At 49.5% G+C, this 9,939-nt stretch carries 8 protein-coding genes; 1 reads left to right on the top strand and 7 read right to left on the bottom strand.

Annotation, left to right across the window (positions count from 1 at the left end):
* Positions 1 to 153: 153 nt before the first annotated feature.
* The 7 genes from ybaK to ACLUYS_RS07720 all read right to left on the bottom strand — a co-directional run bounded on the left by ybaK (position 154) and on the right by ACLUYS_RS07720 (position 8,354).
* Positions 154 to 630, bottom strand: a complete 477-nt coding sequence (gene ybaK / locus ACLUYS_RS07750; RefSeq protein WP_412659541.1) for a Cys-tRNA(Pro) deacylase — start codon at positions 628 to 630, stop codon at positions 154 to 156.
* Positions 593 to 1,198 (bottom strand): ANTAR domain-containing protein, encoded by a 606-nt coding sequence (locus tag ACLUYS_RS07745; RefSeq protein ID WP_230267013.1) that lies wholly within the window; start codon positions 1,196 to 1,198, stop codon positions 593 to 595. Before ACLUYS_RS07745 ends, ybaK begins: the two co-directional genes overlap by 38 nt.
* Positions 1,199 to 1,202: 4 nt before the next feature.
* Complete coding sequence (locus ACLUYS_RS07740; RefSeq protein WP_230267012.1) at positions 1,203 to 2,360, bottom strand: glutamine synthetase family protein; 1,158 nt, start codon at positions 2,358 to 2,360, stop codon at positions 1,203 to 1,205.
* Between the two features lie 332 nt (positions 2,361 to 2,692).
* Entirely contained in the window at positions 2,693 to 2,926 is a 234-nt protein-coding gene (locus ACLUYS_RS07735; RefSeq protein ID WP_230267011.1) for a hypothetical protein, read from the bottom strand.
* A 764-nt stretch (positions 2,927 to 3,690) separates the two neighbouring features.
* Positions 3,691 to 4,569 carry a MurR/RpiR family transcriptional regulator gene (locus tag ACLUYS_RS07730; protein ID WP_412659540.1) on the bottom strand — a complete coding sequence of 293 codons (879 nt, stop codon included), beginning with the start codon at positions 4,567 to 4,569 and terminating at the stop codon, positions 3,691 to 3,693.
* 305 nt (positions 4,570 to 4,874) lie between these two features.
* Positions 4,875 to 6,287 (bottom strand): glycoside hydrolase family 1 protein, encoded by a 1,413-nt coding sequence (locus tag ACLUYS_RS07725; protein ID WP_412659539.1) that lies wholly within the window; start codon positions 6,285 to 6,287, stop codon positions 4,875 to 4,877.
* A 165-nt stretch (positions 6,288 to 6,452) separates the two neighbouring features.
* On the bottom strand, positions 6,453 to 8,354 hold the full coding sequence (locus tag ACLUYS_RS07720) for a beta-glucoside-specific PTS transporter subunit IIABC (protein ID WP_412659538.1): 1,902 nt from the start codon (positions 8,352 to 8,354) through the stop codon (positions 6,453 to 6,455).
* Between the two features lie 647 nt (positions 8,355 to 9,001).
* On the opposite strand from ACLUYS_RS07720, the gene ACLUYS_RS07715 reads away from it, so the two are divergent.
* A partial coding sequence (locus ACLUYS_RS07715) for a glutamine synthetase III (protein WP_412659537.1) occupies positions 9,002 to 9,939 on the top strand: 938 nt, incomplete at its 3' end.

The raw sequence follows: 9,939 nt of genomic DNA, 5'->3' as shown, positions 1-9,939 counted from the left end.
GAATTATCCCAAGGAGGCGGTCGAGAAAATACCCGTCTTTTATTTGACGCTTACCCAAGAAAAATCCGGTCCAAAACAAAGAAAAATCCGGATCTTTCTCTTTCGGGAGAAGCCGGATGTATGTTTCTGTTTTTCAGCTGCCTGCGGGCAAAGCTAGTCTTCGCAAAGATCTGCCGGTTTAACCTGGAAGGTTTCGATCAGATCGTTCGGATTCATTTCAATCTGCACGCCGATCTGACCGCCGGAAAAGAAAATCGGATCGTGAGAGAGGGCGCTCTGATCAATAAACGTTGCAAACTTCTTTTTCATGCCAAGCGGCGAACAGCCGCCATGTACATAGCCGGTCAGCGGAAACAGTTCCTTTTGCGCGATCATTTCAATCTTCTTGGTTCCCACCGCTCTGGCGGCTTTTTTCAGGGAAAGATGGGCGTTTGCCGGCAGCATGAACACGTAATGTTCTTTATCGTGTCCGACGGTAACGAGCGTTTTGAACACCTGCTCTTCGGTTGTATTTAGCAGATGGGCTACCGTCTGTGCATCCGCAGCTTCGGAAAGCTTTAAATCATGCGGAACATAGTCAATTTTATGCGTATCAAGCTGACGTATCGCGTTTGTCTTTTTTACTTTCACTGGAAATTCGCTCCAATCTGGCAAGGATCTGCCTTGCGGCGGCCACTTTGGTCATCGAATGATCCATCGCCGTTTTCAAAATGTACTGGTGGGCTTTCTCTTCCGACCAGCGGCACTTCAAAGCCAGTTCGATTTTGACCTGACTGATGAATTTTTCATCCTGTGCCTTCTTTTTCTCCCGCATCAGCGACTGGGAAAGACGTCTTGCCTCATCAATGGACTTGCGCAAATACGCAAGAACCTGAACCAGAATGGTCCGCGCCGTATTTACGGGCAGAACCAGAATCGGGACGCTTCGCATCTGATAGGACAGCGTATCGACCAGCTCGGGTGAGCAGAGGATCAGACCGGAAATCTGATGCAGCGCGCAAAGTTCCAGAACAAGAGAAGAAATCGCAGACTGGCGTCTTTCCACTTTCACTGCGATCAGATCGACCGATGAGGAAGCCAGATAGCGTCTGGCGCTGCTGCTGTCCATGCGCAAAACGGCATTCCAGCCGCAGTTTCGCAACAGGTCTTCACTGAGCTGCGGCAGCTCATCGAGGATGAGCAGAGTTCTCACGGACACAGCATTACCCTCTGGTTTTATACGCCTGAATTACGGCCGGATCGATATAGTGCTCAACAAATGCGGACTGATCCGCCAGAATCTGCGCTTCCAGGCGGCTTGCGGCGACTTTCTGGATGGGAACGTCTTCAATTTTGAGATTTTGCCGCAGGCCTTCCATACCCGCAAACAGCACAAGAGCAAAGGTCAGATACGGATTGGCCTGCGCATCGGGAAGGCGGACTTCCAGCACGTCATGCGATAGCGGCGGAATGCGGACCATGACGTTGCGAATTCGATCCGAAAAATTAAAGCGCTTAGGTGCCGTCGCATACGCCAGGCGCGTATACGATTCGGCAGAAGGGCAGAGAAAAAGCTGAACGTCCGGCAAATAGCGCAGCAGTCCGGCGATAAAGGCGCCCTGTTTATACAGACTGTCCCCGAGAAAACGGATCTGCACGTGCATCGCACTTCCCGGCTGATTTTGGAGCGGGTTTGGCGAAAAATCGGCATAGAGACCATTGGAATTGGCAGTCGTACGGACAATCCACTTAAACAGAGACGCTTCATCGGCAGCATCGAGCGGTTCTGAAAAATGAAAGTCGATCTCATTTTGTCCCGGACCGAGCTGATGGAACGATTTATGCGGATCCAGCCCCATTTCTTCAAGCAGCAGACAGATCTCACGGCGGATATTTTCCCCGCCATCTAAGGGCGCCACATCCATATAGCTTCCCTCATCAAAAGGAATCTTCGTTCGCTTTCCCTTTTCGTCGCGTTCAAAAAGATAAAACTCAAATTTGGAGGCCATGAGCAGATCCAGATCGAGAGCATGCGCCTGATCGAGGGCATTTTTCAGCAGGGTGCGCGGATCCGGTTTATATTTGCGGCCGTCAATATGATACAGATCGCAGACCATATGAATCACGCCGTTTTCCATGGAACGCCAGGGCAGAAGAATCATCGTCGAGGCGTCCGGCTTAATGACCAGATCTTCCCCGTTTGTGCTGTTTCCAAAAACCTGCAATCCGTCGATCGTAATTCCCTTCTCAAACGCCTTTTTCAGCTGTACAGGCATGATCGAGACATTTCTCTGTACCCCAAATAAATCGTAGTAGGCCAGGCGGATGAATTTTACGCCTTCCTCTTCCACATACTGCAAGACATCATTCTGACTGAACATAAAGATTCCTTCCTGTTCGGTATGAACCGGCTGAACGATTCAAATTCTCATTTTGTATCGAAAATCCGCTTTTTGGCGCTCGAAGCAGGAGCCGATTTCAACAGGCGGATTTGTTTTTTTATACGCTCTTTCAAGTATAGACAGTCGGCGCAGAGATTATCAAAGCTTTCTGTACAGTTCAAAAACTCACCATCCAGAGGGCGGTTTAATTCTGAACTTGAAATCGATTTCCTGCATTATTCCCCTGTGCGAATTTGGAAGCAAATAAAAAAAGATGGCCAAATTCTTTTCCAAACGGACCATCCAGTCGAACCGGAACTTTACCTGGACGGCTAAATCTGTGGGCTCTTTGCAGCGCCTTCGGAATGTTCCAGCCGCTTCTGGTAATTCTGGATAATCTTTTCCAGCGTAATTTTCTTCATTTCCTTTTCAAACTGCTGCTGAAATTCGTCAAAGCTGTCCTGCAGAGCCAGACAGAAAGGAACAGAAAGAATGACTTCTTTTTCCGCAGTGAGCGACTGGCAGAAAGCGGCCGACTGGATCCGGCAGGCGTACGGTCTTGTCATCTATGCAGCCAACGGCTTTTCCATGAGTGAAAACCTTGCGATCCTCCGTCCTTCTGGCTGGTTCAGTGAAAATTTTGCCGACTTTATTCAGAAATACGGCTTTCAGACTCCTTTGCAGGGCTTGAACTATCCTTTCCCAAGTCCAGCGAGTTTAATGCGTTTTATACCCGGCTGCTCAAAGGCATTCACTACGAGAAGCCAGTCTCTCCGATTCTGCCTACGCTTCGACAAATTACACAGAATCGGCCAGACTATATCCTGACCACAAACGTGGAAGACCGCTTTGCGCAGGCAGGATATCCTGAAAATGGAATCTTTTATCTCGAAGGCCGCTTTACCCATCGAGCAAATCATGAATACATACCAGAAGAAGATCTGTCCTCCATCCATTCTCCTATGGATCTGGAAACTGCTTTTTAAGACCGCTCACCGCCCAGATGCCGTGTGGTTATCCGCAAAGCTGTCTGATCGAGATGAATCATCAAAAAATGTTGTCAGCCCCTGTTTCCTCTGTTCGAGAGCTCGATATGACCGGCAATTTGCAGGAAAATCTTGAACTTCTTCAAAATGAACTGCAACGATAAACATCGCTTTTTCAAATACAGACCAAACCGGAAGCCTTCATCACCGGGAAAGAAGGACTTCCGGTTTATTTCAGGCAGTATTCGATTATGAGCTGCATCGGCAGGTGCCATCGTTTTTTAAGGCAAGCCGCCGAACCCGCTTTCCTGACTGCTTCATCAGCATAAGTCAGACTATTTTCTTTATTCGGGCAGTCGACTGTTTCTACGGATATCTTCAAGCTGTCTTGCGGTCTGAATCTTGTTTCGATCGTTCTTTTCATAGTGTCTGGCAAAGAAGCCGGCATAAAGAACGTTCAGCAGATAGGATACGGACTGCTCGCTCGCAAATGTTGCAATCTTGGTATAGAGATGTTCATCATCTGGAATGGTCAGAACGTTTGTGAAATTTTCGCGAAGATAATTATTTCCCGTGCTGGTCAGAACGGCGGTGGGAATTCGGGCGTCCTTAAGATACGGAACGATCGTCATCGGTTCCGCATCGGAATTGTTTCCGGCGTAGGAAATGAGAATGGCCATATCCAGACTGGACAGCGTTCTGGCGGTAATGCCCATTTCCCTGGGGGTACATACTTGCACGGGTTTCTGCATCGTCATCATTTTTCTGGCAAAAAGATACGCACTGTACGTATGGGGTGAGATACTGAAAACCGCAATCCGTCTTGCCCGCTCCATTAAGGAGACAATCCGGCTGACCATGTTCAGATCCAGCGTTTCCCGGGTATCTTCGATGGTCTGAATCATCGTTCTGGCCAGCGCATCCGTGATGGAGTTCAAATCCGAATCCGCCTGAAACGGATAGTTGACATCGACCCGTTCAGGATGGACCTGGGCCGTGTACAGCTCGGCGACCACGTCGTCTCGAAAATCGCGCCAGCCCGCATAGCCAAAGCTCTGCGCAAAGCGGACTACGGTCGGTTTGGAGACAAAGGCAAACTCGGCTATGTTTTCCAGAGAAAGCTCATGAAAATCGGTTCGATGTTCAAGAATGACCGATGCAATGCATCGCCTCGTATTAGAATACTTCAGAGCAGCTTCTTCAATTTGCTGGATGAGTTTCATGCTGTCCTCCCGCCTGCCTCTGCAGGGGATGTATTTTCATCTTAACAAGTCAGAAAATTGAATAAAACCTCTTACGGTCCATTTGGTTCCTTTCTCCTGCTCGTGCAAAAAGATCATCCGATTCTAGTGGAAAGCTGCTTTTCCCTTTTTCTATTCTCCAGTTTTCTATCTCCAGATTCCGTTGTTGAAAAAAGAGCAGGAAGACATATTCCAGAGAAATGGCTCTTCCCGCTCTTTTCGATTAATCTTATAACCTTTGCCTTTGATCTTTCGTTTTTCTGATTCAGATATCTGCTGGTTTACAGTCACTTGGACTGGATCAGGCTTTCTCCGTTGGTCTGAATGACATCCCGGTACCAGTAAAAGCTGTCCTTTGGAATTCGCTTCATATCCTTGAGATCTTTTTCATCCCGATTGATATAGACGAAACCGTAACGTTTCTGATAGCCCTGGTGGGTGCTGACCAGATCCATAAACGACCAGGGGCAATAGCCCATCAGCTCAACGCCATCCTGAATGGCCAGAGCAGCCTGTTTTAGATGCTTTGCATAATAGTCGATTCGATAGCTGTCGTGAACATGGCCGTCATCTTCCAGAAGGTCTCGGGCACCCATACCGTTTTCCGTAATCAGCAGCGGCATGTGGGCATGGGCATAGAGGCGGCGCAGCGTCGTACGAAGACCGACGGGATCAATTTTCCAGCCAAATTCGGTCGATGGAAGGCATTCGTTTTCTTCTGCACGGTAAACGCCTTCTTCCCCGACCATCACCTGCTGATCGCCGTTTCGCGGCTGGCGGTCATGTCCGTCATTTTTTGGTGCGCTGACGGTAGCGGTCGCGTAGTAGTTCACGCCCATGAAATCCGGTCTGGCTTCGCGAAGAAGCTCCATATCCCCTTCCTGAATTTCCGGCTGCCAGCCATGGTCTTTGAGATACTCCCAGGCCAGCGAATTGTACCGTCCGTGTGCATACATATCGATGTACAGCCAGTTGCGCAGCGTTTCCCAGTTATCCGCCGCAATGGAATCTTCAGGGGCACACGTCTTGGGATAGACGGCAATGATATTCGGGGCAGCTCCGATGTGGGCTTCCGGATCGATCGTTCGCAGTCTCTGAATGGCTCTTGCTGAAGCCAGAAACATGTGATGGTTTTGCTGGTAAAGCTCTTTCTGACTCGGTACACCGCGGGGATTCATCGCGCTTGGATGCAAAATCATGACATTCTGCTCGTTGATCGTCAGCCAGTCCTTAATCTGATTCTGGAATTCCTGAAACAGCAGGGCCGCATACGCTTCGAAGGCATCGATCGTCTCCCGATTGGACCAGCCGCCGTTTTCGTCAAGCGCCAGAGGTAGATCGAAATGATACAGTGTGGCGATCGGGCGAATGCCGGCAGCGCAGAGTGCGTCGACGAGTTTGTGGTAAAAATTCAGACCTTCCTGGTTGATCTTCCCTTTTCCTTCGGGGAAAATCCGGCTCCAGGAAAAGGAGAAGCGATAGGCTTTCAGCCCCATCTCCTTCATCAGCGCCACGTCCTCCAGGAAGCGATGGTAATGATCGCTGGCTACGGAGAAATCGGACGTTTCTGCCGGATGGTGAAGATCCTGTACCGACAGACCTTTTCCGTCTTCGGCTGCAGCGCCTTCTACCTGATAGGCGGAGGTGGAAGCGCCCCAGAGAAAATCTTCGGGGAACGCAGTTTTTTCATGATAGAACATATGGATTTCCTTTCTGGATCGATCGGGTTAAACCGATTTGCACGTATAGAGAATTCCATTGGGAAGACAAATTGAATTCTGATTTTCTTCCCAACGGAATCAAGAGTCTTTTGATTTTGAATTCATTCCGTCGATTTCTGACAGGATGAAGCACCTTGCAGCCCGTTATCTATTCGTAAACGCAAGGTTTTCTACAACTTCTACGTCTTCAAATTCGGGGGTATTTGTGACGATAACCATCGTCTGGGTTGGATAGCCGGCTTTTGCGATCGCGTCTTTATCAAATTTCAGAAGGGTCTGTCCCTTTTGGACGCGCTCACCCTGTTTTGCGAGAGCGGTAAAATGTTCGCCGTTCAGTTCCACGGTGTTAATGCCGACATGAATCAGAACTTCAATCCCGTCGTCGCTCATAAGACCGATGGCATGGGCGGTGGGGAAAAATACCGAGATTATTCCGTCAAACGGAGCTTCAACAATTCCCTTATCTGGCTCAATCACTGCGCCTTTCCCAAGAAGGCCTTCAGAGAACGCTTCGTCTTTTGCTGTACTTAACGGTGCGATCGTTCCTGGCGTGCAGGCTTCAACGATGGCTTTGGATGGTTTTGCGGCTTTGGGAGCCATTTCAATTTCTTTTGAACTCGTTTTGGAAGCAGACGTTTCTTTGCGGTCTTCTTTTTCGGAAGAAGCTTTTGCGTTTTTCTTTTCAAAGCGGATGGCCAGAATCCAGGTCAGGATGGCTGAGGAAACGCATGCGATAACAATTGCGATCAGAATGTTGTAAAAGAACATCATGGTATTGTCGCCGATATACAGCAGGACGGCGGGCAGACCGCTCGATCCGGTTGCGAAGCGGTGGGTATGGGTAAGGCCGGCATACAGTCCTCCAAGCGCACCGCCGATCATGCTGGCGTAGAGAGGATATTTCTTTGGAAGGTTTACGCCGTATAAGAGCGGTTCGGTAATGCCCATGTAGGCAGTAATCGTACCGGCTGTGGCAATCTGTTTTTCCTTGCGTTTTTTTTCACGGAAGGCAACGACTGCACCGGCGGACGCCTGCGCCATATTGGAGCAGACGCAGCCGGGACCGAAAATGGAATCGTAGCCAAGCGTACCCATCTGCATGATACCGAGCGGTGCGATGCCATTGTGAATACCAAACATGACCATGACAGGAAGCAGACCGCCAACGTGAACGGCGGGTGCCCAGGCTGCATTTCCCGCAAGGTAGTTGAAGATCACGCCAAGCCAGGAACCAACAATGTTTCCAAGCGGTCCAATGATAGAGAGCGCCAACGTGCCCATGATGATCATCGTGAGCATCGGAACGAAGATCAGATTGACCGATTTTGGCATGATCCGATTCAGCCATTTTTCAACATACTTCTGAACAAGAATGATCAGAATGATGGGAACGACGCTGTTCGCGTAATTGACCAGCTGGAACGGAATGACTTCAAACAGACTGACCGGCTCTCCGGCAGAGACCAGTCCGGTCCAGGTCGGATGCATGAGAATGAGCGCGGTTACGCACGCCAGAATCGGATTGCACTTCAGTTTCTGAGCTTCCGTAAACGCCACCAGAACCGGCAGGAAATAAAACGCGGAATCGGCGAACATGTTAAGCAGAATGTACGTCTGCGAATCGTTTGTAATGAAATGGAACACGGTGAGCAGAGCCAGAACGGCTTTGATCATACCGGCACCGGATAAAGCGGGAATAATGGGCTGGAATACGGAGGAGACGAAGTCGATGACCGTATTCATCGCCCCCTTCTTCTCTTCTTTTTTTCCTTCGTCCTTCCCGGAAGCTGAAGACAGATCCGCAAGCTTTTCTACCTCTTCAAAAACGTCCGCGACATGTGTCCCGATAACGACCTGATACACGCCGGCATTTCGAATGACCCCGGCTACGCCGTCCATGTTTTTAATGGCTTCATCATCCGCAAGCTGTTCATCCGCCAGACTAAAGCGAATACGGGTCTGGCAGTGATATGCGGACTGGATATTTTTCTGGCCGCCAACCTTTTCAATAATGTCTGCGGCAAGCTGCTCGTACTTTTTCGACATATCTTTCTCCCTGTTTTCAAAATGAATCGAGATGACCGGGCCCTGGTTTTCTCTTTTTCCCTGTTGCACTTGAAAGATACCATCCCTAAATTCTTTTCGATACCGCTTTCAGACCGATGGAAATGCCGTTTCACAGTCACGGAGGTTTCTTTCCATTGGGATGAAATCCGCTGAAACGAACGGGCCAAAACCGGCCAGAATGGCTGGAAGCCGCATAAATTCGCTGAACTGTCTCCTGTCGTGTAATCCGCCAGACAGCCGAAAAACGGTCTGAGCCGGCCTTTGTGGATTTGCGTTGATCTGCATTGCTCTGGATCGGACGGCAGAAAAATGCCTTTTGTCCTTTTGCTGCCGCCATCCCGTTCCTGACGTTTCCCGTTTTCAGGCGATGGAACGAGAACTCTTGAAAGCAGGCTTTCGTTTTCAGAAAATTGTGAAAACGTTCAATTGTAATCGTTTACATTGCAGATCCTGTGTCCGGAACGCTTTTTCCGTTTCCGTTCTTGACCATGCGCTTTTTGATCTTGTATTCTTACACCAGCGAAAAGGCAAAGACGCCAATAAGCTTCAACCCACGTTCACTCCGATTAAGTGGCGAGTTGCAGCTGGAGTGTCTTTGCCTTTTTTCTACTATAAGGAGATGGATTATGAATACGAACGTCGCAGAAATCTTTGGTGAAAAGGTCTTTGACGACCAGAAGATGCGAGAGCGTCTGCCAAAAGATACGTATCGAGAACTGAAAAAAACGATCGACCAGGGCCTTCCGCTGAACCGTAAAATCGCCAACGCCGTCGCCCATGCCATGAAAGTCTGGGCCATTGAAGAAGGCGCGACCCATTTCACGCACTGGTTCCAGCCGATGACCGGCATTACCGCTGAAAAGCACGATTCCTTTATTACGCCGGACGGAGACGGAACCGTCATTATGGGCTTTAAAGGCTCCGAGCTCATTAAAGGCGAACCGGATGCTTCCTCTTTTCCAAACGGCGGTCTGCGTGCCACGTTTGAAGCCCGCGGCTATACCGCATGGGACCCCACCAGCAATGCATTTATTAAGGAAGGCGTTCTTTGCATTCCTACCGCTTTCTGTTCCTATACCGGACACGCTCTGGATAAGAAAACGCCTCTGCTGCGATCAATGGAAGCGATCGGAAAGCAGACCAGGCGCATTCTTCGCCTGTTTGGAATCGATGATGTCGCCTCCGTCAAAACGACCGTCGGTCCCGAACAGGAATATTTTCTCGTCGACCGCGATCTGTACAACCAGCGCAAGGATCTGATCTTTACAGGACGTACCCTCTTTGGCGCACCGGCTCCAAAAGGGCAGGAAATGGAAGATCATTACTTTGGAACGATTCAGTCCCGCGTAAAATCGTTCATGGACGAACTGAATGTCGAGCTGTGGAAACTTGGCGTCATGGCAAAAACCCAGCATAACGAAGTGGCGCCCGCTCAGTTTGAAATCGCACCGATTTTCTCGACCACCAACCTGGCGACCGATCAGAACCAGCTGACTATGGAACTGATCCAGCGTATCGCCAAAAAACATAACCTGGTTGCTCTGCTTCACGAAAAGCCTTTTGA

It is taken from the genome of Allobaculum sp. (assembly GCF_047010065.1).
Lineage (GTDB): Bacteria > Bacillota_I > Bacilli_A > Erysipelotrichales > Erysipelotrichaceae > Allobaculum > Allobaculum fili.
Note: the sequence above shows the minus strand (reverse complement) of the source record. Positions and strands in the feature narration are given on the sequence as shown.

What these genes read in the sequence shown, in the direction of transcription:
- ACLUYS_RS07740 (WP_230267012.1), bottom strand. Translation starts at nt 2,360, where the DNA reads ATGTTCAGTCAGAATGATGTCTTGCAGTATGTGGAAGAGGAAGGCGTA.
- ACLUYS_RS07735 (WP_230267011.1), bottom strand. Translation starts at nt 2,926, where the DNA reads ATGACAAGACCGTACGCCTGCCGGATCCAGTCGGCCGCTTTCTGCCAG.
- ACLUYS_RS07730 (WP_412659540.1), bottom strand. Translation starts at nt 4,569, where the DNA reads ATGAAACTCATCCAGCAAATTGAAGAAGCTGCTCTGAAGTATTCTAAT.
- ACLUYS_RS07725 (WP_412659539.1), bottom strand. Translation starts at nt 6,287, where the DNA reads ATGTTCTATCATGAAAAAACTGCGTTCCCCGAAGATTTTCTCTGGGGC.
- ACLUYS_RS07720 (WP_412659538.1), bottom strand. Translation starts at nt 8,354, where the DNA reads ATGTCGAAAAAGTACGAGCAGCTTGCCGCAGACATTATTGAAAAGGTT.